At 28.4% G+C, this 26,798-nt stretch carries 17 protein-coding genes; 3 read left to right on the top strand and 14 right to left on the bottom strand.

What is annotated here, in order from left to right; translation table 11 throughout:
• Positions 1-110: 110 nt before the first annotated feature.
• Together OW729_RS02670 and OW729_RS02665 are read right to left on the bottom strand one after the other, a co-directional pair.
• On the bottom strand, positions 111-1,460 hold the full coding sequence (locus tag OW729_RS02670) for a sigma-54 interaction domain-containing protein (RefSeq protein ID WP_268059885.1): 1,350 nt from the start codon (positions 1,458-1,460) through the stop codon (positions 111-113).
• Positions 1,461-1,730: 270 nt separating this feature from the next.
• Positions 1,731-2,003 carry an STAS-like domain-containing protein gene (locus OW729_RS02665; protein WP_268059884.1) on the bottom strand — a complete coding sequence of 91 codons (273 nt, stop codon included), beginning with the start codon at positions 2,001-2,003 and terminating at the stop codon, positions 1,731-1,733.
• Positions 2,004-2,315: 312 nt separating this feature from the next.
• Here OW729_RS02665 and OW729_RS02660 point away from each other — a divergent pair, with 312 nt between their 5' ends.
• The gene (locus tag OW729_RS02660) at positions 2,316-3,191 is read left to right on the top strand and encodes an FUSC family protein (RefSeq protein WP_268059883.1); all 876 of its coding nucleotides are present in this window, start codon (positions 2,316-2,318) and stop codon (positions 3,189-3,191) included.
• Positions 3,192-3,260: 69 nt separating this feature from the next.
• Here the strand turns inward: OW729_RS02660 and OW729_RS02655 are convergent, their stop codons facing one another.
• The 6 genes from OW729_RS02655 to OW729_RS02630 all read right to left on the bottom strand — a co-directional run bounded on the left by OW729_RS02655 (position 3,261) and on the right by OW729_RS02630 (position 13,270).
• Positions 3,261-3,500, bottom strand: a complete 240-nt coding sequence (locus OW729_RS02655; protein WP_268059882.1) for a DUF1292 domain-containing protein — start codon at positions 3,498-3,500, stop codon at positions 3,261-3,263.
• A 74-nt stretch (positions 3,501-3,574) separates the two neighbouring features.
• Entirely contained in the window at positions 3,575-4,090 is a 516-nt protein-coding gene (locus OW729_RS02650) for a DUF6155 family protein (RefSeq protein ID WP_268059881.1), read from the bottom strand.
• Between the two features lie 351 nt (positions 4,091-4,441).
• Complete coding sequence (locus OW729_RS02645) at positions 4,442-6,244, bottom strand: MutS family DNA mismatch repair protein (protein ID WP_268059880.1); 1,803 nt, start codon at positions 6,242-6,244, stop codon at positions 4,442-4,444.
• Positions 6,245-6,650: 406 nt separating this feature from the next.
• Positions 6,651-8,087 carry a glutamate synthase subunit beta gene (locus tag OW729_RS02640; protein ID WP_268059879.1) on the bottom strand — a complete coding sequence of 479 codons (1,437 nt, stop codon included), beginning with the start codon at positions 8,085-8,087 and terminating at the stop codon, positions 6,651-6,653.
• Positions 8,088-8,105: 18 nt separating this feature from the next.
• The gene (gltB, locus tag OW729_RS02635; RefSeq protein ID WP_268059878.1) at positions 8,106-12,623 is read right to left on the bottom strand and encodes a glutamate synthase large subunit; all 4,518 of its coding nucleotides are present in this window, start codon (positions 12,621-12,623) and stop codon (positions 8,106-8,108) included.
• A gap of 455 nt (positions 12,624-13,078) precedes the next feature.
• On the bottom strand, positions 13,079-13,270 hold the full coding sequence (locus OW729_RS02630; RefSeq protein WP_268060026.1) for a small, acid-soluble spore protein, H family: 192 nt from the start codon (positions 13,268-13,270) through the stop codon (positions 13,079-13,081).
• 278 nt (positions 13,271-13,548) lie between these two features.
• Here OW729_RS02630 and OW729_RS02625 point away from each other — a divergent pair, with 278 nt between their 5' ends.
• Positions 13,549-14,226 (top strand): LysM peptidoglycan-binding domain-containing protein, encoded by a 678-nt coding sequence (locus tag OW729_RS02625; RefSeq protein WP_268059877.1) that lies wholly within the window; start codon positions 13,549-13,551, stop codon positions 14,224-14,226.
• Positions 14,227-14,417: 191 nt separating this feature from the next.
• Here the strand turns inward: OW729_RS02625 and OW729_RS02620 are convergent, their stop codons facing one another.
• From OW729_RS02620 to OW729_RS02595, 6 genes are all read right to left on the bottom strand, one after another.
• Positions 14,418-16,853, bottom strand: a complete 2,436-nt coding sequence (locus OW729_RS02620; protein WP_268059876.1) for a glycogen/starch/alpha-glucan phosphorylase — start codon at positions 16,851-16,853, stop codon at positions 14,418-14,420.
• 20 nt (positions 16,854-16,873) lie between these two features.
• Positions 16,874-18,310, bottom strand: a complete 1,437-nt coding sequence (gene glgA, locus OW729_RS02615) for a glycogen synthase GlgA (protein WP_268059875.1) — start codon at positions 18,308-18,310, stop codon at positions 16,874-16,876.
• A 194-nt stretch (positions 18,311-18,504) separates the two neighbouring features.
• Positions 18,505-20,046 (bottom strand): phosphohexomutase domain-containing protein, encoded by a 1,542-nt coding sequence (locus tag OW729_RS02610; protein ID WP_407647621.1) that lies wholly within the window; start codon positions 20,044-20,046, stop codon positions 18,505-18,507.
• A gap of 328 nt (positions 20,047-20,374) precedes the next feature.
• Positions 20,375-21,376: an ABC transporter permease gene (locus tag OW729_RS02605; protein WP_268059873.1), complete on the bottom strand. Its 1,002-nt coding sequence runs from the start codon at positions 21,374-21,376 to the stop codon at positions 20,375-20,377.
• A 13-nt stretch (positions 21,377-21,389) separates the two neighbouring features.
• Positions 21,390-22,880 (bottom strand): sugar ABC transporter ATP-binding protein, encoded by a 1,491-nt coding sequence (locus OW729_RS02600; RefSeq protein ID WP_268059872.1) that lies wholly within the window; start codon positions 22,878-22,880, stop codon positions 21,390-21,392.
• A gap of 118 nt (positions 22,881-22,998) precedes the next feature.
• Complete coding sequence (locus OW729_RS02595) at positions 22,999-23,985, bottom strand: sugar ABC transporter substrate-binding protein (RefSeq protein ID WP_268059871.1); 987 nt, start codon at positions 23,983-23,985, stop codon at positions 22,999-23,001.
• 450 nt (positions 23,986-24,435) lie between these two features.
• Between OW729_RS02595 and OW729_RS02590 the strand changes: the two genes are divergently transcribed.
• Positions 24,436-26,766 carry an AraC family transcriptional regulator gene (locus OW729_RS02590; RefSeq protein ID WP_268059870.1) on the top strand — a complete coding sequence of 777 codons (2,331 nt, stop codon included), beginning with the start codon at positions 24,436-24,438 and terminating at the stop codon, positions 26,764-26,766.
• The last annotated feature ends 32 nt before the right edge of the window (positions 26,767-26,798 follow it).

Below are 26,798 nucleotides of genomic sequence, written 5' to 3'. Positions count from 1 at the left end.
GAGGATTTTCAAGCCTTTATGAAAAAACGCAAAAAACTTTCTCATTATGATACATTTTTTATTCTCGAAATGAGAAAATTTCATATTTATTCTCATTTCGATACATCTTATTATAATATATCTATTCCATATTTATTGATCTTTCTATAAATGGTAGCTCTACTTATTCCTAAAGCCTTAGCCGCTTCCTCAACATTACCATTAAGTATCTTAAGTGCATTCTCTATACTTTGCTCTTCTAAAATTTTAATAGGTACTATTTCTTTTTCCTGTTTAAATGCTATGCTATTTATATCTAATTTAAAATATTGTTCCATTTTAGGCTTGTCCTTCAATAAAGTAAGTAAGTATTCCCTAGTTATACTATCTTTATCACACAAATAATATGCTTTTTCTATTACATTTCTTAATTCCCTTACATTACCGCACCATTGATATTTCTGTAGTTCTTTCATGGCTCTCATTTCTATATTTTTTATTGAATTTTTATTGTTTAAATTTAGCTTATTCATAAAATATCTTACCAATATCTCTATATCCTCATGTCTATCTTTAAGCTCCATAAGTTGTATTCCTATCACATTTAATCTATAAAAAAGATCATACCTAAAATTTTTTTTATTAACTTCTTCTGATAACTTCTTATTAGTTGCTGATATCACTCTTACATCTATTTTTTTTTCATAAGTAGACCCTACCCTTACAATTTTGTGATTATCTAACACTCTTAATAGCTTAGATTGTATATCAAAAGGTAATTCCCCTATCTCATCTAGAAAGATTGTTCCACCTTCTGCTAATTCAAACTTTCCAGGATAACCGCCTTTCTTAGCACCTGTAAAAGCTCCTTTTTCGTACCCAAAAAGCTCACTTTCAAATAGTTCTCTTGGAATAGCTGCACAATTAACAGCCACAAAAGGGCCTTTAGCTCTACTACTATGATTATGTATAGATTGAGCAAAAACCTCTTTTCCTGTACCACTTTTACCTTCTAATAATATATTGCAATCTGTATTAGCGGCCTTTCTGGCATATTGAATAATTTTTTTCATATATGGATTTTTGGTTACTATATCTTGAAATGTATATTGGGCACTATATCCTATTACATTGTTTACCACTTTATGAATATGTCTAGTATCTCTAAAAATTATTACAATACCTATTTTCTCTACTTTACTTATTATTGGACATACATTAGTAACACAACGAATTTTGTTTTCTTTAATAGTAAATGTGCAATCTTGATTCTTGTAACTTCTGTTCTTTTTAAAACACTCTTCCAATAGTATATAATCATCAAATATATCTTTTATATATTTACCCATTAAAATGTTATCTAGTAAACCTAATATATGAACAGCCATTTTATTAAATTTTATTATATGTAATTTATCATTTAAAACAAGAATTCCATCAGAAATACTATTAAATACAGCATTTAACAATTCTTTTTCCATAATAGTATCACCCCCTAGTTCCTTATGCATCTCATTATACTTATATTTTATACATTATCTCATATATATTTAAAATATAAAATGTCTATCTATTTAAAAATACACCTCTAAACTCATATTTTATTATAAATAATCCCAAAATAAAAACACCCTTTACAGAAAACTATAAAGGATGTTTTTATTTGGATAACTTGGAAACTTGGGATTTATTTATTTTAAATTGATAATTAACTAAAATTTATAATAATTAAAGTTTATAATAAACTATAATTAGCAATAAGATGTTCCTAACAATATTCTATCAAAATCTCTTTTATTGGTTAAATTTTTAACTTTTAAATTACTAATAACCTTTTCTCTTCCTCTTTTATACATTATATCTGTTAATAAATTAGCAAAGAATGCACAAGGTAAACTTTGTAATTCAGAAAAATCTAGTGTGATGCTCTCATCTAAGCTATCGTTTATCATTTCTTTTAAAATTATAGCGTCTTCTATACTTGGGTTCACTCCTAATACTTCTTTAACTACTATCTCTTTCATACCCAATCCCCCCACATAATAACTAAAAAATTTTATTATTTTTTCTTTCAATCTGTTTCATTTATTTTATTTTTCTTTGTAACTGTAATATAACACATTTTTATTTTTTTGTCAATCATTTAACAAACTTTTTTTATATTTTTTTAACTATCCAGAAAATTTTTAGCTATAACATAATTTTTCTAGCATTTAAGCATTATACTTACGATAAATACATATTATTCTTTTTATGGTATTTGATATAAACTAATTATTGTGTATAAAATATACTATGTTCATATTAAATTATTCATCAAAAGGAGTTAATAAAAAATGCAAATTAATATAGAAAAAATAGGAATGAGAAATTTTAAAACTGCTCTTTCCGTTTTTTTATGTATCATTATTTTAAAATTATTTAGTGTTAATTACCCTTTTTATGCTTGTATCGCTGCTGTAATTTCTATGCAGAGTTCAATGTTTGATTCGTTTAATGTTGGAAAACATAGAATGATCGGAACTTTTATAGGAGCATTAATGGGACTTGTCTTTGCCCTTATACAACCAGGAAATGCTTTATTATGTAGCCTTGGAATAATATTAATTATATACATATGTAATTTTATAAGCAAAAAAAAATCTACAACCATAGCTTGTATTGTTTTTTTGGCTATAATGACAAATCTAATGGATAGAGCCCCTCTAACTTATAGTATAAATAGGCTTTTGGAGACATTTTTAGGCATTATTATCTCTGTATTGGTTAATTATTTTGTTTTTCCACCAAAACACTTAGATGATTTAAATGAAATGAAAGAAGATATTATAATTACTACGTCTAAAATGTTAAAAAACAAGATTTATGATAACATATCTCTTAATTTATATGATTTAAGAAAAAAAATTTTTCTTTTTGATAAACATCTTGATTCTTACTGTTTAGAAGTTAATTATCTAAAAAACAACGAAGTAGCAATAAAAAATTTAAATTCCGCTCTCAAACTATGTCAAAATATTTATAGTCACCTATATACTATAAATTCTATAAACTCACCATGTAACCTTAACTTAAATAACCAACTTCAATTAGAAAACCTATATAATATAAAAATAAAAAATACTTGTTATAATAATACAGATGAAACTATAGTATATAACTATCATATTAATGAACTAGTTAAGATATTAAAGACATTAAAAAATAAATAGCACCCTGGATCTTTAAAATTTAGAATATATATCAATATTTATGAGCTGTTTTATACAGCTCATAAATTATTATTGATTATGTTTAGCATTATATGCTTCTAATACTTTCTTAAATTCTGCGCCTCCACCTATAGAAGCATACTCTATTTCTTTTTCATTTTTAGTAACTTCCTTATATGCATTAGCTGTATCTGAGCCTTTTTCTGAAACTATAACATACTTATTGTCTCCAACTTTTAAGGCATCAACTATTTCTAATTTTACCATTTTTCCAAATTCATTTTTCACGGTTATAGTATTATTTTCCATACAAATTACCTCCTTTTATGCAATAATTAATTCTATTCTTGTGTTTTATTATCCCTCAATAATTAACTAATTAATCATAAATCAAAATACTTATAAAAAATCTCTACCATATTAGTTTGAAAATCCCCTTCTATATATGATGTTCTATCAAGAAGTTCCTTTATCTTTGAATAAAATTTTCTTTCAAGCCCTTTCTTAAAAATATAATTTAACGCTTTATCAAAAGTTCCTTCTACACTTATATAAAATTTTTCTCCAATATCTCCATATAGTTTAGTAAAATCCAGAGCTATTTCCACATAATACAGCATTAACTCGATAGAGTTATCTGGTATTAACGCTCTCCTTTGAAAATCGATTATTGTTTCACTAACCACAGAATATCTCATCTTAATATCTTCTTTTTCTGGGAAAAATTCATTTTTTATAACTTTCTTGTATCTATCTAACATATTCTTCTCTAATTCAGGATCTATTCTTAAATCATAATATTCTCTGACCTCCGGAAATAACTTAATTAATTCCAATATTTCTCTTTTTAACTCATCCTCTTTTATAGATCCAATATATTGTATATATTTACTATTCACTATTTAACCTCCAACTAAAATAAAGTACAATCAAATAACTTTTAGTTTAAGACAAGATTTGATTTAAAAGAATTTTAATATATATATCCATTTAACAATTTATTAGTATGAGAAAAATTATACCCTAATTGTAAAATAATTACAATTGAAACAAACAAAAAATTTTAAAAGTGAAGTAGCATTTACTAATCTACTCATTCTGCAACAGTATCTTGCAATAAATAAATAAGAGCTGCTTAACTTGCAGCTCTATTTGTCGTTAAATATATTCTTTATTTTATAAAACTATATATTTTGCAAACTGTATAGCTAAATGCAATTTTCTTATTTAGTATTTTTATTTTTAGGTAGTTATTTTAAATCTATACCTGCTAATTTAATTAAATGTAGAGCATTTCTAGTAGTTGATACTCCTTCTCGAATTTTATAGTCAAATTTCAATTCATTATTTGAATAATACTCTTGAAAGTGATAATTTTTAATTTTAGGGTATTCATGCTCTAAATCACATAATTCTAAATCATGAGTAGAAATAAGCCCTGATGCTCCTTCATCACCTAGTTGTTTTATTAACGCCTTAGCTCCATCATGTCTATCAATAGAATTGGTTCCTTTGAATAATTCATCTAAAAGGAAAAATACTTTTTCGTCTCCTTTCACACCTTCAACAATCATCTTTATTCTTATTATTTCAGCATAGAAAGAAGATATATTGTTTTCTAAATTATCACTTGTTCGCATACAAGTAAAAATTTTCATGAGTGAACATTCAAATTGTTTCGCACATACTGGAGCACCAATATAACTTAATATTAAATTTATACCTATAGTTCTCAAAAATGTACTTTTACCAGACATATTTGAGCCTGTGATTATTAAGATATTTTTTTTGTTATTTATTGTGATATTATTATGCACTCTATTATCACCTAAAAGTGGGTGTCCTAATTTGGTAGCTTTCACTATAAAGTCTCCATCTGAAATGGAAGGCATGCTCCATTGTGGATTATCATAAATAATATTTGAAATACTGTTTAACGCTTCAAATTCCCCTATAACATCAAGCCACTTTTCTAAATTCTTGCCTGAATTAATTCTCCATTTTTCAAACTCTATTATACATTGATAATCCCATAAAAATAATATATTAACTATTATAAAAAGTAGATTGTTTCTATTAGACACTTTATTATATATAGTAGACAATCTTTTTATTGAGTCCACTGCACATTCATTTTCAGAAACTACTAAATTATTTTTTATATGTTTTAAATAGTCACTTTTAAAATTTTTCTTCATAATTAAAGTTAATAACTTAAAATATACATTTACACTCTCTTTGTATTTATAAATGCTATCAAATGTTTCATTTCTTTTCTTTGAACCTATAAACAAAATAGAAAATTGAACAATAAACATAAGTCGTAAAACGCTAAAATTTATTAAGGAAGTAACAAGTGACAAAATAATTAATATTATAGTTGTAGCTGGTAATAATCTAACCAATAAGACAAGCCAAAACTTAGAATATAATTCATTTCTGTCTTTTGCCCATTCATATAAATTCTTAGGATTAATGCTTTTATTAGAAATAATCATCCCTTCTGCTTCAAATTGTTGTCTCCAATCTAAGTCCATGGACAATTCCTTCAACGATTGCTGTGTCATACTTATATCCAAATGAGTTTTTAGGGGGTTTAGAAGTCTGTTTTTTAATTTTTCTTTTCCCATAAATGTTTTACTACTATTAATCCATTGAAATAAAGATCCTTTCCCAAATATATCTAAATCATTTGAATAGTTATGTTTTTCATCTTTAAATTCGCTACCATCATCCTCAAATTTTTTCCAACCACCATTTAGTTTATTTATCGCTTTTTCATTTATATCTTTTAACGCTATTGAGTGCCTTCTTTTTTTAAATTCTTTATCATGCTGTATAACTAAATAAACAAAAATAGCTAATTGAAGTATAAAAACTCCCAAACTTATATAACAACTCTTAATATACAAAGTATAGAATGTAACACCTAAACCAATTATGGCAGTAAAAAGTCTTAAATATCCTATAATTGATATTGATTTATTTTTTTGCTCAATTAAATTTTTATATGTTTTCAATCTATTAATATACTCATTATATGAATTACTCAATATTTTCCTCCAATCTGTTTTTTAATATATTAAAATATACAATACCTGTTATATAAATACCATTGAAATAAAATTGCTTTTGTGTTTTAACCACTTACAATTAGATTATTCAATACCAATATATGTTTAATTATAACATATTTCATCTTATACTCATGTGAATAGTATATACTTTAAAACTAGCAAATAAAATATTACGGATATAATATATTAATAGTTAAATTTAATCAAGGTATGAACTATGGTGAATTCTACTATAAAGGTAATTATTATGTAGCTAAAAGATTAGTATACTTGAATAACGACGCTGAATACTAAAAAGGCTTGTATTGAAATATACTTTCAATACAAGCCTCTTTTATCTTTACAAATATATTTAAAATACAGCTAATTCAAGAAGTAATCATTACCCTCTTAAAAAACTTTCTCCCATTAGATATTCATCTACATTTTTAGCAACCATTCTTCCATCATGAATACATTTAACAACTAAAGACTGCCCCGTCCTCATATCTCCAGCTGAGAACACTCCATCCATACTTGTCATTCCGTCTTCATTTGTAAAAACATTTCCTCTTTCATCAAGCTTTAGTCCCAATTCTTCAATCATACCTTCTTTATCTGGATGTAAAAATCCCATAGATAAAAGCACTAACTCTGCTTCTATTTCGAACTCACTATTAGAAACTTCTTTCATACTCATTCTTCCATTTTCATCTTTATTCCATTCTACTTTAGCACATAATAGCTTTTTAATATTACTATCTTCTCCTAAAAAAGCTTTAGTTAAAATATTCCATTGTCTTTCACAACCTTCTTCATGAGAAGTTGTACTCTTCAATACATTAGGATATGTTGGCCACGGCATAGTGTCATCTCTTTCTTCTTTTGGCTTTGGCATTATTTCAAATTGATATACTTTTTTAGCCCCTTGTCTTATAGCTGTACCAACACAATCCGAGCCCGTATCGCCTCCACCTATAACTACTACATTTTTATCTCTAGCATTTATATCTTCTTCTTCAAATTTTTCGCTAGATACTTTTTTATTTTGCTGAGATAAATATTCCATTGCGAAATAAACACCTTTAAGCTCTCTTCCTTTAACTTCTAGATCCCTTGGAACGTTAGAACCTCCTGTTAAAACTAACGCATCAAAAGTATTTAAAAGTTCTTTTGCTTTAATATCTACTCCGATTTCAACTCCTGTTTTAAATATTACTCCCTCTTCTTCCATAATAGTTATACGCCTATCTATTACATTTTTCTCTAGTTTAAAATCAGGAATACCATATCTTAAAAGTCCACCTATTTTTTCATTCTTTTCAAAAACTGTGACCTTATGCCCTACAGAATTAAGCTCTGAAGCCGCTGCAAGCCCAGCAGGGCCTGAACCTATAACCGCTATTTTTTTCTCTGTCCTTATTTTAGGTGGATTTGCTTTTACTAATCCTTCTTTAAAAGCTTTCTCTATAATAGTAAGTTCTATTTCCCTCACCGAAACTGCTTCTCTATTTATGCCAAGAGTACATGCAGCTTCGCATAAAGCGGGACAAACTCTTCCTGTAAATTCAGGAAAATTATTTGTTAAAATAAGCCTTTTATATGCCTTTTCTTTTTTTCCTTTATAAAGCATATCATTCCAATCTGGTGCAATATTTCCGAGTGGACATCCCCAATTACAAAAAGGTGTACCACACTCCATACACCTAGCTGCCTGCTCCTTCATTTCTTCTTCACTTAAATGTATATAAATCTCTTTATAATCTTCTATTCTTTCTTTAACCGGTCTCTTTTTGAAATTCTTTCTTTCAAACTCCTTAAATCCAGTTATCTTTCCCATCTCTGCACCTCCTTACTATTAAGCTAGACTTTCGTCTTTATTTATTTTTTCTAAAATGGCCTTGTATGCTATTGGAATAATTTTTTTAAATTTAGTCTTGTAAGAATCCCAATTATCTAAAATTTCTTTAGCTTTTTTGCTATCTGTATATTTATAATGATTATTTACAAGTCTATAAACAATATTTTCATCCTCTTTGCTATTTAATTCTTGTATTTCTAACATTTTTTCAGTACATTTATCTTGAAAGTTATTATCTTGATCAAAAATATAAGCTATACCACCGCTCATACCTGCTCCAAAGTTTCTACCCGTTTTTCCTATAACAACTACAATTCCTCCCGTCATATACTCACAACAGTGGTCTCCAACACCTTCAACTACAGCCTTTGCTCCACTATTTCTTACAGCAAAACGTTCCCCAACCATACCATTAATATATAGTTGTCCTGAAGTTGCACCATAAAGAATTGTATTACCTGCTATAAAATTTTCCTCTGCTTTAAAACTAGCTTCTTTAGGAACTTTAATTATTATTTTTGCCCCAGACAGTCCTTTACCAACATAATCATTGGCGTCTCCTTCAAGTACAAGAGTAAGGCCTCTTGCTCCAAAAGCTCCAAAACTTTGACCTGCTGAACCTTTGAAATCAAATATTATAGTATCCTCTTCAAGCCCCTTTTCTCCATATTCCTTAGCAATTTTACCACTAAGCATTGTACCTACCGTTCTATCCGTATTCTTTATTTCAAAACTGCCTATAACTTTCTTTTTACTTTCAAGCGCTGACTGTGCAACTTCTATTAAATGATGGTCCATAGATTCATCAATCCCATGATTTTGAGCTACTACACAGTACGGTTTTATCCTCTTTGGCATATCTGGTCTATATAAAATATTAGATAAGTCAAGTCCTTTTGCTTTGAAATGATCTACCGCTTTCTTAACTTCTATCTTATCTACTTGTCCTATCATTTCATTCATTGTCCTAAATCCGAGTTGTGCCATATACTCTCTAACTTCTTCTGCTATGAAAGTAAAGAAATTTATTAAATACTCTGGCTTTCCCTTAAAACATTTTCTCAATTCTGGATCTTGTGTTGCTATTCCCATATCACAAGTATTACAGTGACATTTACGAAGCAAAGTACATCCTAAAATTACTAAGGCAGTTGTTGCAAATCCAAACTCTTCGGCACCAAGTAAAGCTGCAATCACAACATCTCTACCAGTTTTTATTTGTCCATCCGTTTGAAGTCTAACTCTACTTCTTAAATTATTCAGCATAAGAACTTGATGAGTTTCTGAAAGACCAATTTCCCATGGTATTCCAGCATTTCTTATTGATGATAAGGGAGCTGCCCCAGTTCCTCCATCATGTCCGCTTATTAATATTACATCAGCATGTGCTTTTGCAACTCCTGCAGCAACAGTCCCAACTCCAACCTCCGACACAAGTTTTACACTTATTCTACTGCTTGAGTTTACAGATTTTAAATCATAAATTAACTGTGCTAAATCCTCTATAGAGTATATATCATGATGAGGTGGAGGTGAAATCAAATCTACCCCAGGTGTAGAATGCCTTATTTTCCCTATATATTCATCAACTTTTTTTCCTGGAAGATGTCCTCCTTCACCTGGTTTAGCTCCTTGAGCTACTTTAATTTGAAGTTCATCTGCATTAACTAGATAGTTAGTTGTAACTCCAAATCTTGATGATGCTACCTGCTTTATTGCACTTCTTTTGCTTTGTCCTTTGCTATCAACTCTATATCTCTCTTCATCTTCTCCCCCTTCACCTGAATTACTCTTAGCTCCAAGTTTATTCATGGCAATAGCTATAGTTTCATGTGCTTCCCTACTTATTGAGCCCAATGACATAGCTCCAGTACAGAATCTCTTTACAATTTCAGATACTGGCTCTACTTCATTTATAGAAATTGGGGTTCCTTTCTTAATGTTAAATAAACCTCTTATAGTACATAAATTTTTGCTCTGGTTATTTATAAGTTCTGCATATTCTTTGTAAATTTTATAATTATTTGTTCTTGTAGCCAATTGAAGCTTATATATTGTTTCTGGATTAAATAAATGAAATTCTCCATCCTTTCTCCAAGAGTATAATCCTCCACTATGAAGTTCTGATACAGGTTTTCTAAGTCTATTAAATGCTATCTTATGTCTTGCCAACACCTCTTGTGCTGTATCTTTTATATCAATTCCACCTATTCTAGATGGAGTACCTTTAAAATATTCTTTTATAAATTCCTCACTTAAACCAAGCGCTTCAAATATTTGTGCTCCATGGTAACTTTGAATTGTACATATTCCCATTTTAGATAGAATTTTTAATAAACCATTACAAATAGCATTTATATAATTCCTGATAGCTTCTTTAGCAGTTACTTTTTCAATCTCTTTTTCATTAACCATATTTTCTATACTTTCATAAGCAAGATATGGATTAATAGCAGTTGCTCCATATCCTATAAGGAGTGCAAAGTGAGTAGTTTCTCTCGGTTCTCCAGTTTCAACAATTATTGAAACTTTTGTTCTGCTTTTTTTATCTATCAAATAATGATGTACAGCAGATACAGCGAGAAGACTTGGTATCGCAGCTTCATATCCATCTACCTTTTTATCACTTAAAATTAAAATATTATATCCTTCTGAAACACGTTTTGAGGCTCTCTCACATATTAATTTCAATGCCTCTTTGAAACCTTCTACTCCACTATCTGCCTTAAATGTTATAGGTATTGTTGTGGACTTAAAATCCTTAGTTCTAAGATTTTTTATTATTGACATTTCTTTATTAGATAAAATAGGTCTCTCTATTTCAATAAATGGTTTACTAGAAGTTTCCTTACTTAAAATATTTTCCTGTGATCCTATATAATTAGCAAGAGACATAACAACTCCCTCTCTTATAGAATCTATAGGTGGATTTGTGACCTGCGCAAAAAGCTGCCTAAAATATGAGAATAAAAGCTGGGGCTTGTCTGATAAAACTGCAAGAGGGGTATCATTTCCCATAGACCCTATAGGTTCTTTTCCGTTTTCCCCCATATACTTTAATATAACCTCTAAATCTTCTATAGAATATCCAAAAGCTTGTTGTTTTTCTCTTAATCCTTCTGAACTTATTTTTATATTTTCTTCTACAATGTCAAAACAATTCAAATTAAGTCTATTTTTATTAACTACCTCTTTATAAGATTTATTTAAACAAAGTTGCCTTTTAATTTCTTCATCTTCTAATATCTTATTTTTCTTAGTATCTACTAGAAGCATTTTCCCCGGTTCTAATCTTCCTTTTTTAACTATTTCTTCTGGACTAAATTGAAGAACACCTAGTTCCGATGCCATTACGATAAGCCCATTTTTTGTAATTACATATTTTGCTGGTCTTAATCCATTTCTATCAAGAGTTGCTCCTATTTTTTCTCCATCTGTAAAAAATACAGCAGCAGGGCCGTCCCATGGTTCAATGAGTGATGCATGATATTCATAGAACGCCTTCTCATCCTCTGTAATAAATTCATTTCCATTCCATGCTTCTGGAATAAGCATTCTCATAGCATGTACTACATCTCTTCCATCATTTGTAAGAAGCTCAAACACATTATCTAAAGATGCTGAATCACTTCCATTTGGATCGATTACAGGAAATATTTTTGATATATCTTCTCCAAATACCTCTGATTTTAACACTCCTTCTCTTGCATTCATCCAATTTCTATTTCCTCTTATAGTATTTATTTCTCCATTATGAGCTAAATATCTAAAAGGCTGCGCTAAATCCCAAGTAGGAAAAGTATTTGTACTAAAACGCTGATGAACAAGAGCAATAGCTGTTTTAAAATTTATATCATTCAAATCTAGATAAAAACCACTTATCTGATCGGCTAAAAGCAATCCTTTATAAATTATAGTCCTACTTGAAAAACTACATATATAAAAATATTCACTATTTCTTTCTACTAATTTTCTTACTTCATTTTCTGCTCTTTTTCTTATGATATAAAGCTTTCTTTCGAATTCTTTTTGTGAACAGTCGGATTTTTGTACAAAAATCTGTCTAATTATTGGTTCAGTTCCCTTTGCTGTTTCCCCAATACACCTATTGTCTGTAGGAACATCTCTCCACCCTAAAGCCTTTTGCCCTTCTTCTTCAATTATTCTTTCAAAGATACCTTCACATTGATACCTCAAAGCAGGTTCTTTAGGCAAAAACGTCATCCCAACTGCATATTCACCAAATTTAGGAATCTCAATACCTAAATTATCACAATTAATTCTAAAAAACTCATCTGGTATTTGAAGCATAATTCCTGCCCCATCACCAGTCTTAGGATCTGAACCAACTGCACCTCTATGAGTTAAATTAACCAATACTTGTAGAGCTTTTTTTACTATTGAGTGTGTTTTTTCACCTTTTATACTAGCAACAAATCCAACTCCACAATTGTCTTTTTCAAACTGAGGATCATATAATCCTTGCTTTACAGGCAAGCCTCTTTTATTTTTCATTTATTTGCCCCTTTCTCCATTTAAAATTATCATTCTATTTTAAAAGAATGTTATTTTTTAATTTATTTAAACTAAATATTTTACTGAAATATAATTAAAATTATATTTACTTATCTTGCTTTCATAAATATAAATTTTTATTAATATTATATATAGATTTATGCAATTCTTCAAGGATTTTGTTGCATTTTCCTATATATTTCCTTTATTTTGTATGTACATATATCTGATTTATGAATTTTTTGTTTTTATTTCTTGCTTTGAATTTGTTTTAAATAATCTTTAGTAACAATAAGAGCCTGCACTAAAACAATCTTGAAAACCAATATTTTGACGTTTTAACCTAACAATCAGCTAATATTATTGATTATTCCTTGTTTTTATACAGCCTCTTATATCTAAATCATTACTCCTAAATTCTAATTTTTTTGTATAAATTAATTCTAATATTATTACTATTTTATATTAGTAACGTCTTCTGTATTAACTAACTCTTTTGCATACACACCTTTTACTTGTTTAGTATCTAACATCCTTACCTGAACTGTCTCTGCATCGCTATCAATTCTTTCGATCCACACTGGGTGTCCCTCATATAGTATCTTTACATCTTCATTATTTGTTACTATTTCACGAAGTCTTTTCATATCCACAGCATTAACCTCCTTATTAACTTCCTTACATAAAAGTTTCTCTTAAACCATACTAAAATATGTATCATTTTTATAGTCAATTGATGTATGTTTTAAAATTTATTGTTTTACTATATTTTATAAAAATATACTTTTTTTAAATAGATATATGTTTATCTTCATTAAAAATAAATTAATTAAAATAAATAATATTTTTTATACAAAATGTATTAAAAATAAAATATTTGTTAATAATTAGAAATAAATCTAGTTTTATGAAGGGAGTTTAAAACATGAATTATAAATTAAAAAAACCGTTAATAATTATTTTTTCAGGTATCATTCTTTTTGTAGGAGTATTTTTTATGACTAGGAGTATCAGTAACTTAGTAGATACTGCAAACAATTCCACCGCCACATCTATAGATGATACAAATAGCCAAACTGACAATAACAAAGATCTTCAAAATACTTCTCAATCTACAGATGAAAATAGTACAAAATTAACTAATAATGAGCAAGAAGGTTCTAATGAAGATTCTGACACTTTAGATAACAAAAGTAAAACTTCTAAAACAGAAGGAACGCATGTGGAATATGTTGTTAAATCGGGAGATGCACTCTCAACTATTGCCGAAAAATTTATGCCTTGGAGTTCAAAAAAACAAGCTATAAAAACTCTCATTGAAATAAATAAATTAAAAAATCCAGAAATATTACCTGTAGGGTCTCATTTACTTATCCCTGAAAATCCTATAGATACTTCTAGTTGTATTGAACATAAAGTAACTAAAGGAGAAACTTTATATAAGATAGCAATAAAATATTTTCCTGGTATAGATACAAATAAATCTATAAAAATGATTATGGAAAAAAACAATATATCTGATGCTAAATTAGTTTCAGAAAATATGGTAATATATATTCCTAAAAATGATATTTCAACTTCAAATAATTCAAATAACAATTAAAAAAACATAATATCCCACATAATTATGATATGCTCTCATTTTGATGACAGATAAAAAAATAAAAATTCGTCATCAAAATGGGAGCATTTTTTTGTTTTACTTTATTGTGTTAAACTTTAATTCATAAAAATAATAACTATAAAATAACACCTTACATCTATAACTTTAATTTTCTTTTAATGTTTATATAATTAATATATCTTTACCTTCTTGGCATTCCATATTTGTCTAGCATATTTTAAAATTGTATTATCACTAGAAAATTCTCCTGAATGAGCTATATTAGTTATACTCATTTCAACCCATTTTTTTCTATCTCTATATAATCCATCTACTATTTCTTGAGCTTTTACATAAGAATCAAAATCTTTCAATACAAAATACTCATCATTCTTTTCTATTAAATGATTATATATATTTCTAAATTCTCCAGACGATTCTCCTAAATAACCACTCATTATTTGGTTTACTATCTTATGAATCCTATTATCATTATTATATATCTGTGATGATGAATATCCTCTATTTTTTTCTAACTCCATAACTTCTTTTGCACTCATACCAAAAGTTATGATATTATCATCACCAACTTCATCCCTTATCTCAATATTTGCTCCATCTAGAGTTGCAATAGTTATTGCTCCATTCATCATAAATTTCATATTACCTGTTCCAGAAGCTTCTTTAGATGCTGTAGAGATTTGTTCACTTATATCTGCACAAGGAATTATTTTTTCAGCTAAAGATACTCTATAGTTTTCAAGAAATAAAACTTTTATCTTATTTTTTATGCTCTTATCATTATTTATTTTCTTACCAACAGTATTTATTAGCTTTATTATGTCTTTTGCTAGATAATAGCTTGGAGATGCCTTTGCTGCAAAAATAAAAGTTCTTGGAAATATATCTAAGTTAGGATTTTCTTTTAATTTATTATATAAATACATTATATGAAATAAATTTAATATTTGCCTTTTATAGGCATGAAGCCTCTTAACTTGAACATCATAAATTGATTCAGGATCAATAATGATTCCATATCTACTTTTCACTGTATTAGCGAATTTTATTTTATTATCTTTCTTTATCTCATCCATCTTATCTTGAACTGAACTATATTTAGAATATTTCAATAACTCAATTAATTTTTTAGGGTGTTTTCTCCATCTATCTCCTATAGTTTCTGTTATAAATTCTGCTAATCTAGGATTGGCTTGAATAAGCCATCTTCTATGAGTTATTCCATTTGTTTTATTATTAAACTTTTCAGGATATAATTCATAAAAATCTGAAAGTTCTCTCGATTTTAGTATTTCTGTATGCAACTTTGCTACTCCATTAACTGAATGGCCTCCAACTATAAGCATATTAGCCATTCTTATTTCCCCATTATTGATTATTGCCATCTTAGTAATCTTACTTGATTCATTTGGATAACTTAAACAAAGTTTTTCCACAAATCTTCTGTTAATTTCCTCAATTATCATATAAATTCTCGGGAACAAATTTTTAACCAAATCAACAGGCCACTTTTCAAGCGCTTCGGCCATTATAGTATGATTTGTATATGAAATAGTTTTAGTTGTTATATTCCAAGCTTCATCCCATTCTATTTCCTTTTCATCTAATAGTATTCTCATAAGTTCTGGTACAGATAGTGATGGATGAGTATCATTAATGTGTATAGCTACATGCTTATATAAATCGTTTATTGGTTTACCTGTCTTAAGGTAACTCCTAATTATACTTTGTATACCAGCACTCACAAAAAAATATTGTTGTTTCAACCGTAAAATTTTACCCTGAATATGAGAATCATCAGGATATAATACTTTTGAAATAGACTCAACAGCAGATTTATATTGTACAGCTTTTGAATAATCGCCATAATTAAAAGATGAAAAATCTAATTCATCATCACTTTCAACAGTTTCTGCGCTCCATAACCTTAATGTATTAACTGTATTATTATGATACCCTATAACAGGCATATCATAAGGTACCGCTAAAACTTCGTCATAGTCCTTATATTCAAAATTCAGCCTATCATTTTTCATAACAGGATTAACTTTACCGCCAAATCTTACAATTACTGCTTTATCGTCCTTTCTAACTTCCCATGCATTACCGTCTTTTAACCAATTATCGGGTATTTCCACTTGATATCCGTCTATAATTTTTTGCTCAAATAAACCATACTTATACCTAATCCCACATCCATGTCCTGGCATTCCAATTGACGCCATAGAATCTAAAAAACAAGCTGCTAATCTTCCAAGTCCTCCGTTCCCAAGTCCAGCATCTTTTTCCTCTTCTTCTAAATCTCTCAAATCTACTCCTAATTCCTTTAGTGCTTCTTCACTCTCTTTTTCTATACCTAAATTTAATAAATTACTTCTTAAAAGTCTACCTATTAAAAATTCCATAGAAAAATAGTAAACCTGTTTCTCGGCATTTTTCCTATATTGCTTATTTGATTTAAACCAATTTTCTGAACAATATTCTTTTATAAGACTTGAAAAAGCTAGATATTTATGAAAATTTGAAGCATCTTCTACATCTTCTGAAAACATATGCATTAATTTTTTATTAAAGTCTTTTTTTATAGCCTCTTTATTTAAAGTCACCTCTTTCACCCCTAAAACATTTAATTTAATACTAGCCTATTATATATATTTATATATTCTTGAGCAGATTTGTTCCAACTATTGTCTTCTTGCATAGCTTTTCTACATAAATTATTCCAAAGATCTTTATTCCTATAGAATCCAAGAGACCTTCTTATAGTATATAACATATCATGAGCGTTAAAATTTTTAAAAGTAAATCCATTACCTTCTCCTGAAAATTCATTATATGCTTTTACAGTATCGTTTAATCCCCCTGTTTCTCTTACAATTGGAATACTTCCATATCTCAAAGCTATAAGTTGCCCTATTCCACATGGTTCAAACTTTGAGGGCATTAAAAACATATCTGATGCAGCATATATTTTCTGTGAAATAGATGAATCAAAATATATATTTGCAGAAACTTTATGTGGATATTTCCATGCAAAAAATTTAAACATATCCTCATATTTTCTGTCACCAGTACCTAAAACCACAATCTGTACATCTTCCTTAAGTATATCCTCTATAATACATTGTACTAAATCTAATCCTTTCTGCTCTTCAAGCCTTGTTACCATACCTATCATAGGTATTTCTTTATTTACAGGTAATCCTAATATTCTTTGCAATTCTTCTTTATTATATTGCTTGTTTTGTAAATTTCTTTCATCGTAATTAAAAAATATATTTGAATCTCTTTGAGGATCATTAATTTCCATATCTATTCCATTTAATATTCCATATAATTTATAATCTATTCCTGAAAGAAGTCCATGCAACCCTTCTCCATAATACTCCGTTTTTATTTCTTGAGCATAAGTTGGACTTACAGTAGAAACTACATCTGAATACATAATACCTCCCTTCATAAAAGAAATGGCATCATAATATTTTAGCTTATCCTCTGCATAATAATCCCTATTCAAGCCAACTAAATCTTCTAAAATTTCTTTTCTAAATACACCTTGATACTTCAAGTTATGTATTGTATATACAGTTTTGATATTTCTAAATTTAAAATTATCTCTATAGTTATCTTTCAGTATAGGAATGCTTATAGCTGTATGCCAATCATTACAATGAAGTATATCAGGTACAAAATCATCTAAGTGATTTATAGCTTCTAAAACAGCTCTTGAAAAATAAATAAATTTCTCCCCATCATCATAGTCTCCATAAGCTCTTATTCTTTTAAAATAATATTCATTGTCTATAAAATAAAATGGTACACCTTGTTCCTCTAATTTTAAAAGTCCGCAATACCTATCCCTCCATCCTACTTTAACAGTAAATTCACTTATTCTCTCCATTCTATTTAAATACTTAATATCTATACCACTATACTTAGGTATAATAACCCGAACATCTACACCGAGCTTTCTTAAAGCTTTTGGTAAAGCATACGTAACATCCCCCAGTCCCCCTGTTTTTATAAATGGATATGACTCTGAGGAAACAAATAAAACCTTCATTAACTATCCCCTCTTTCCCCAAAAATATAATTAATATTTTTGGATTATATTACATTTTTTTCCTTTATAAATTATAACATATTATTCAGGTTTTTAAAAACAAATTTACAAAACTTGAAATCAATTACATATTTTTCAAATAAAAAAGTGTTGGCTTATTTATAATAAATCAACACTTTAACACATATTTATATTTATTTTATATTCTGTCTTATATTTGTTAAATCTAATTCTTTATAGCGACTAAGAAATTCAATTAAAGAAGATATTATAAACTTTACTCCTCCATTAGAATTAGATTCTATGTTTAAGGGCATTACAGGGTCATGCAATGATATTCTAAGCAAAAACCATCCACACCCATATCCTTTATCACACGAAACTCTAATCCCTTCATAATTGTCTGGGACAATTGCCCAACCTTCTTTTTGTTCTAAATATTCTCTTAGATCTTTTATTATTTTATCTCCATACTCATTGAAGTCATCACACTTTATTTTCAATCTAAATTCATCACTTTCTAAAGGTTCCTCTAGATCTTCTATTAATGAATGTAGAACTTTGTTTTTTTCTAACTTTAGCTTTGCCATTTTTATTAAAATCTTTGATACTAAATAAGCTCCATCATCAAGAAAATAATTTTCCTTTAAAGCTCCGTGCCCTGAGGTTTCTATCGCAAGCCAACTTTGTTTATTCTCATTATTTAAACGAATAGCTTCATTTATTACATTTTTATATCCTCTTTTAAAGCGATGATGTATTCCACTTAATTTATTTTCTATAAAAACTTTTAATCCATTCGAAGTCACTGAATCTGTAACAATAACAGATTGCGGGTGTTCTTCTAACACTATTGACGCCATTAAAGCAATTAACCTATTTCTATTAATCTCATTTCCTTCTCTATCAACTACAGCTGCACGATCTACATCAGTGTCAAAGATAATCCCCAAATCTGCCTTATTTTTTAAAACAGCATTTTTTATAGATTCCATAGCCTCTTTATTTTCTGGATTCGGTATATGGTTTGGAAATCTACCATCTGGTTCAATAAATTGGCTACCCTCAGTATCAGCCCCCAAAACTCTCAATACTTTATCTACAAAAAAACCACCTGCTCCATTTCCAGCATCAACAATTATCTTAAAATCTCTAAGAGGTTTCAATTTATCAATAGGGTCGTTAACTTCTCTTCTAATCTTCTTTACTAAAACATCGGAATATTCAGATATAAAATCTATTGACTTAATCTCCCCTTTTTTCTCTTGCCAATTAAAATTATTTAATTTCGCTATAGATACTACTTCTATTATATCTTCTTTTTGTATTCCTCCATCTCTTGTGAAAAATTTCATACCATTTTTATTGAAAGGCAAATGACTAGCTGTTACCATAATTGCTCCATGAAACTTATAAGCATCTATAATTGTAGTCATAAACATAGCAGGAGTTGATGCCATTCCACAATCATAAACCTTACATCCTAAACTACTTATACCATCTATAATTGCATTCTTGATTTTATCTCCTGATAACCTAGAATCAATTCCAATAGATACCTTTAACTTGCTAAGATTCATTTTTGTTTTTTCTGATAGCCAAACCGCAAAAGAAGCCCCTAAAATCTTAGCTACATCTTCAGTTAAATTTATTTTTTCACCCTCTACACCTTCTAAAGCTACTCCTCTTATGTCTGTACCATTCCTAAGTTTATCCCAATTAACACTCACCTTCATTCCTCCTCGTAGAAAAATCGCTCACTTAAATTATATATTAGTTAATTTAATTAATATATACCAGGGTTTACATGAATCGATACATTATTCTAACTATTTCACGTTTTTCAATAGCTTATTGATATAATAACTATTATTATGCTTATTATTTCCATTTGCAATTAGCTAAAATATTAACTTTAATTTTAATTTAGATTATGCAAAACTACAATATCTTTAATTAAAATAATTATATAAAGCCAACATTTTTTCAACCCTTAATCTAAAAAGAGCTGTTTCCTTTTTATGAAAACAGCTCTTCACTCTTTAACAAAATTATATTTTAAAATTAAGCTTTTACCTTTTGTTCGGCACGTCTTCTTAATACGTCTACATAAACAGCTCCGATGATAACCAGTCCAATAGCAACTGTTTGTATGTCGGCTGATACACCTAGTAAGTTCAAACCATTTCTTAATACTGAAATTATCAAAGCTCCAATTAATGTACCCCAGATAGTACCTGCGCCTCCCATGAATGATGCTCCTCCTATGATACAAGCAGCGATAGCATCTAAGTCAAAATCAAGCCCAGCTAGTGGGAAGGCTGCATTAACTCTTCCTACTAATACTATACCAGCAAGTCCTGCCATAGTTCCGCATAATGTATAAACAATAATTAAAGTTTTGTTAACATTAACTCCTGATAACCTTGCTGCTTCAGGATTACTTCCTACAGCATAGATGTGTCTACCTTGTTTTGTTCTGTTTAAAAATATATGATATCCTACAAAAACCATAATTACTAATATAACACTTACAGGTACAGGTCCTAAGAACTCTCCTCCTAAAAATTGAATAGGTTTTGGAAATCCTGATATTGGAGAGGCAGCTGTAACCATTAATGCAAGTCCCCTAGCTACGTTCTTCATACCTAATGTTGATATAAATGGGTGTGGTAAATGTAACTTAGTAAGAAGTAATCCGTTTATTAGTCCTAAGAAAGCTCCTGAACCTATGCCTATAATTATACATAGATAAGGATTAACTCCTGATTTCATAGCTACTCCCATTATACATGTTGATAATGCTAATATAGAGCCAACCGACAAGTCAATTCCTGCTGTCAATATTGCTAAAAGCATACCTGAAGCAATCAAACTATTTATAGCTGATTGTCTAGCTACATTCATCATATTTTTAAATGTTAAAAAGTTTGGAGAGGCTACACTTAATACTATACAAAGTAATATTAATCCTAATAAAGGTCCGAATTTACTTAAAATATCTCTAAATGTATTTTTGTCTTTAGTAGTAGCAAATCTTTCATTTTTAATTTCTGTATTTGGCATTTACTTCTCCCCCCTAATGGCCTGCAGTTGCAGCTTTCATTATATTTTCTTGTGTTAAATCTTCTCTAGCTATCTCAGCAGTAAGCTTTCCTTCACTTATTACGAGAACCCTGTCACTCATACCAATTACTTCTGGAAGCTCCGATGAAATCATTATAACTGCTGCCCCTTTAGAAATAAGATCATTCATAATATTATAAACTTCTACTTTTGCACCTACATCAATACCTCTTGTAGGTTCATCAAATATAAATATATCTGCATTAGTATTAAGCCATTTACCTATAACTACTTTTTGTTGATTTCCTCCACTTAATTTTCCTGCTATAAATGAAGGTACTGGTGGACTAATCTTTAATTTTTCAATATTATCTATAGCTGCTTGTTTCATCTTCTTTATATCTATTAGAAATCCACTCTTGAAATCATCATAACAACTTATTGACATATTGAAATCTATAGTATTTCCAAGGATTAATCCTTGCCCTTTTCTATCTTCAGTTAGGAAAGCTATCCCATTCTTCATGGCATCTGATGGAGATTTTATTTTAACTTCATTGCCTTTGATATATATTTTTCCACTATTTATTGGATCTGCTCCAAAAATAGCTCTTACAATTTCAGTTCGTCCCGCTCCAACAAGACCTGCTATTCCTAATATCTCTCCTCTTTTTAAGTTGAAATTAACATTCTCAAATACACCTTCACTCGTTAGATTTTCAACTCTTAATATTTCTTCTCCAATTTTTGTTTCTATCTTAGGAAATTGTTGTTTCAAACTCCTTCCTACCATTAATTTAATTAATTCGTCTTCTGTCAATTCTTCTATGCCTAAAGTCTTAACTTTTTTACCATCTCTCATTACAGTAACTCTATCACATATTTCAAAAAGCTCTGGTAATCTATGAGAAATAAAAATTATTGCAATACCTTTTTCTTTTAATCCTCTTATAGTTTTCATTAACTCCCTTACTTCTTTTTCACTTAAACTAGAAGTAGGTTCGTCCATAATTAGTAGCTTTGTTTCTACAGTAAGAGCCTTAGCTATTTCCACCATTTGCTGATGTCCCATGCCTAAGTTAGCAATGCTTGATTTAGGGTCGATGTTTTGTCCCAAATCTTTAAGTAACTCTTGAGCTTTCTCTGTCATCATTTTTTTGTCTAATAATCCATTTTTACCTTTTACTTCTCTTCCCATAAAAATATTATCTAGAACCGTTAATTCGGGCATTATATTAAGTTCTTGATAAATAGCATTTATGCCTAAACTCATCGCATGCTTTGGATTTTGAATAACTGTTTCTTTACCTTCTATAAAAAGCTTTCCTTCGTCGTTTGTATAAGCTCCTGTTAATATCTTTATTAAAGTAGACTTTCCTGCACCATTTTCACCTATTAGACCATGAATTTCTCCTGGAAGTACATCTAAATCAATTGAATCAAGTGCCTTTACCCCCGGGAAAACTTTAGAAACACCCTTTAATTCAATAAGTGGTTGTTTCATTAATAAACCACCTCCGTTTATTAGCTGTAAAAATTATTATATTTTTAAGTTAGATCACTTTACAGCTCCAAATTTTGAACCTATAAAGTGATCTTTTAGCTGTATTTTTATAAATTATCTATTTAGTTCCTAAAATCTTATTTAATTCTTCTTGTGCTTTATCTACGTTTGATTTATCTATTAAATTTGTTCCTGTGTCTACTCTTGCTTCAACTTTTTCACCTTTAATTATTTTAACTGCTGTTTCTACTCCCATTTTTCCTATATTATAAGCGCTTTGAGCAACAGTTCCTGTAAGTTCTCCTGCTTTAATAGATTTTAATGCATCTGGGGAACCGTCAAATCCTACAACAGTTACACCTTTTTTATTTGTTTGTTTAAGTGCTCTAATTGCCCCTAATGCCATTTCATCATTTGAACAGAATACACCTTTTACATTTGGATGAGTTTGAAGAAGATTTTCCATTACTGACATAGCCTTATCTCTATCACTGTCTGCTGGTTGAATTTCTACAATTTTTAATCCCGCAGCTTCCATCTTCTCTTTTGCCCCATTTACACGTTCATCATGAGTAGCATCACCAAGGGCTCCTCTGATTATAACTACTTCATCACCCTTCTTTAATTTCTTACCTATATATTCTCCGCCTAATTTTCCACCTTCAAGGTTACCTGTTCCAACAAAAGCTTTCTTCTTATCCCATTTAGCATCTGTATCTATTAATATAACTGGTATTTTTTCACTATCTGCTTTATCAAATGAAGCTATTGCAGCACTTGGTTGTGATGGTGCTACAACTAATGCAGAAGCACCTTTTACTATTTGGTCTTCCATAAGAGATGTTTGACCAACTATATCAGTTTCCGCATTTGGTCCTAATACTTCTACTTTAACCCCAAGTTCTTTTTCTGCAGCTTTAGCTCCAGCTTGAACTTGTTTCCAATAATCACTATTAAGTGCTTTTAAAACTACAGATACACTTATATCTGATTTTTTAGCATCTTTATTAGCATCACTTTCTGAACCACTTTTTCCACATCCTACAAATAATGACCCTACCATTGTTAATGCAATAATTGTACCTAGTATTTTTTTTGACTTCATTTAAATTTCCCCCTAACATTTAATTTTTAAAATTAGAAACATTTTGCATAATTGCTTTATACTTTTAATGTTCCTCCTTCCTTTGCTTTTATATTATGAAGAACATTTTAAAGAACTGAAGCTATACTATGTTACTTTTCTAAGTACTTTTCTATATTTAATCAACTTTAAATTTTTACTTTTGTGATCAAATATATTAAAATTTAAATTAGATAAATTTCAAATATGTTAACTTAATATTTAAACCAACATATATTATCTAATTTATTCTGTTGTGAAAAGGTTTTCTCTTATGTTCTAATTATATAAAAAATTCTAAATATTTAAATTTTACTTTTTAAATATTTGTTTACTTTTTGAAAGTTTCATGTTTAAATATTAATTAAACCTATGAATTTTAACATTTACTATATAGTTTTTACTAAAATAATATATATTTAAGGTGGTAAAATGAAAAATTTCAAAAGAAGAAGATTAAGTAATACCTTTACAAAACTTTTAAGTTCATATTTAATTATTATCTCAGTTATACTTTCTTTATCTTCTGTTGCCTTTTATGTAAGTTATAAAAGGATACTAGTAAAACAAGGTTCAGAAAATTCTTCAACTTTACTTCAGCAAGCTAACTATTATACAAATTTTAATTTTAATTGGGCAAAATCCTTATTATATAGTTTATATTTAGACGAAGGTGTACATACCCTACTATATAGCTATAATCAAAAGGATACTTTATCTGCTCTATCTAAAATAGATAATATAAGGAATTTCTCCCCTTATATAGATTCGGTATATATATATAATAAAAACAATAATTCTTTTTATTCTTCTGAACCTAATTTAGCTTCAAAATCCAAATACGAGTACGTTTTACGAAATATACTAAAAACAAATAATGAAACTTTCACTAACGATTTTATCGCCAATAAAATAGAAGTTTCTTCTAATAATAGAACAATAAGCAAAAATATCTTTTCCATTGTTTTATCTAATGTAAAATCTACTAAGGATTCTCTTCCTCATGGGGCTCTTATTTTAAATATTGATGCAAATGAACTTAGTAAATATTTCAAACAAAGCCATGATATATCTAAAAATCTATTTGCCATAAATAATGATGGTCAAATTATACTAAGCTCTGATTCAAATGATTTCTTAAAGGATATTTCAGATAAGCCTTATGTTAAACGTATACTTAATTCTTCCGATAAAAAAGGTAATTTTATTACTTCTATAAATAATGCTACTTTTTTAGTTACCTATATATCTTCTGAAAATAATAATGTAAAATTTATAAATATAGTACCTTACAAACAACTTATGGGAGAAATACGTGAAAAAGTAAAATATTTATTTTTACTTGCTTTAATTCTGTTTTTAATCGGAATAATACCTTCATATTTTATGTCAAATAAAATATACACTCCTATTAATCGAATAATGGAACAAGTGGAGTCTACAAGCGCTTTTGATGATATTTTAAAAAATAATAACTGTAAAAATGAATTAGAATATTTGTCTGCAGCTATAGATTATATAGCTTCAAAACCCTCATATATAGATGAATTATCATTAGATGAGTTAGTTTTTATAAGAAAGATTGTTTTAAAAGATTTATTAAAAAACAGGACAAGTAGTATAACATCAAAAAATGATATATCTATATTTGATAAATTAAATATAAATATAGACAAGAGTAACCTAATTGCTATAATCTTTAAAATAGATTTTATAGATGATTTTTATAGAGACTACTCCTCTAAGGATGACCGAAACTTAATAAGGTTTAGGTTAAAAAATATAATAAATGATAGTCTATCTTCCGACTTTCTAACAGAATCTTTAATAGAAGAAAACCTTATAATATCTATTATTAGCTTTGATGAACAACCTTATAATAGTTTTTTACCACAAAATCTCATTGAAAATATTGAAAATATACAAAATAATACCAAGCCCAATTTAAATGTTTCAGTTTCGGCTAGTATAGGCGATTGTATAAATAATTTAAATGATTTATTTAAATCTTTCGATAGTGCTAAGAAGTATATGCGTTATACTTTTAAATATGGATCAAGTTCAATTTTGTATAACAAAAAAATTTTAAGGGATGTCTCATACAAATATAATTATGATGAAAAACTAGAAAGCTCCTTGTATGAATCTATAAAGCTAGGAAATCTAGATAAACTACAACTTTCTTTAGATAATTTATTTATGCAAATTTCAAATTACTCTTATGACGATATGATATTAGCTATAACTAATTTATTTATAAAATCTGAAAAGGTAATAAATGACCTATGCAGCATATATAACGAAGCTGATGCTATTGAAACTAAGGATTATTTAGATAACTTGAAAAATTTCCAATCTATCTCTTCTGTAAAAGAATTTTTATTTGAATTATATAAAGAAGTTATAGAAAGCTTAAATTTAAAGAAACTTAATAAAACAAATGCTTTGATTAATGATGTAAAAGAGTATATAGATACAAATTTTGCGGATACATCATTATCTATACCAGAAATTGCTGATAAATTTAGTATTTCACCAAATTATCTAAGATCTATTTTTAAAAATACCACAGGTGTATCTCTTTCAAAATATATAAATAATTGTAAATTTGAAAAAGCACAAGAACTTCTCATTAATACAGATCTAACCATCAATGATATCGCCATTAAGGTAGGTTATGTTAATACTAATTATTTCTTTACTGCTTTTAAAAAGATGTATGGCATATCCCCCGCTCAATATAGAAATATAAACAAAAAATAATTAAAACTCCTATGAATTTCACAATTCATAGG

This window comes from Clostridium brassicae (genome assembly GCF_026738875.1).
In the GTDB taxonomy this organism is placed as follows: domain Bacteria; phylum Bacillota; class Clostridia; order Clostridiales; family Clostridiaceae; genus Clostridium_H; species Clostridium_H brassicae.
This window is presented reverse-complemented; position numbering and strand designations above follow the sequence as displayed.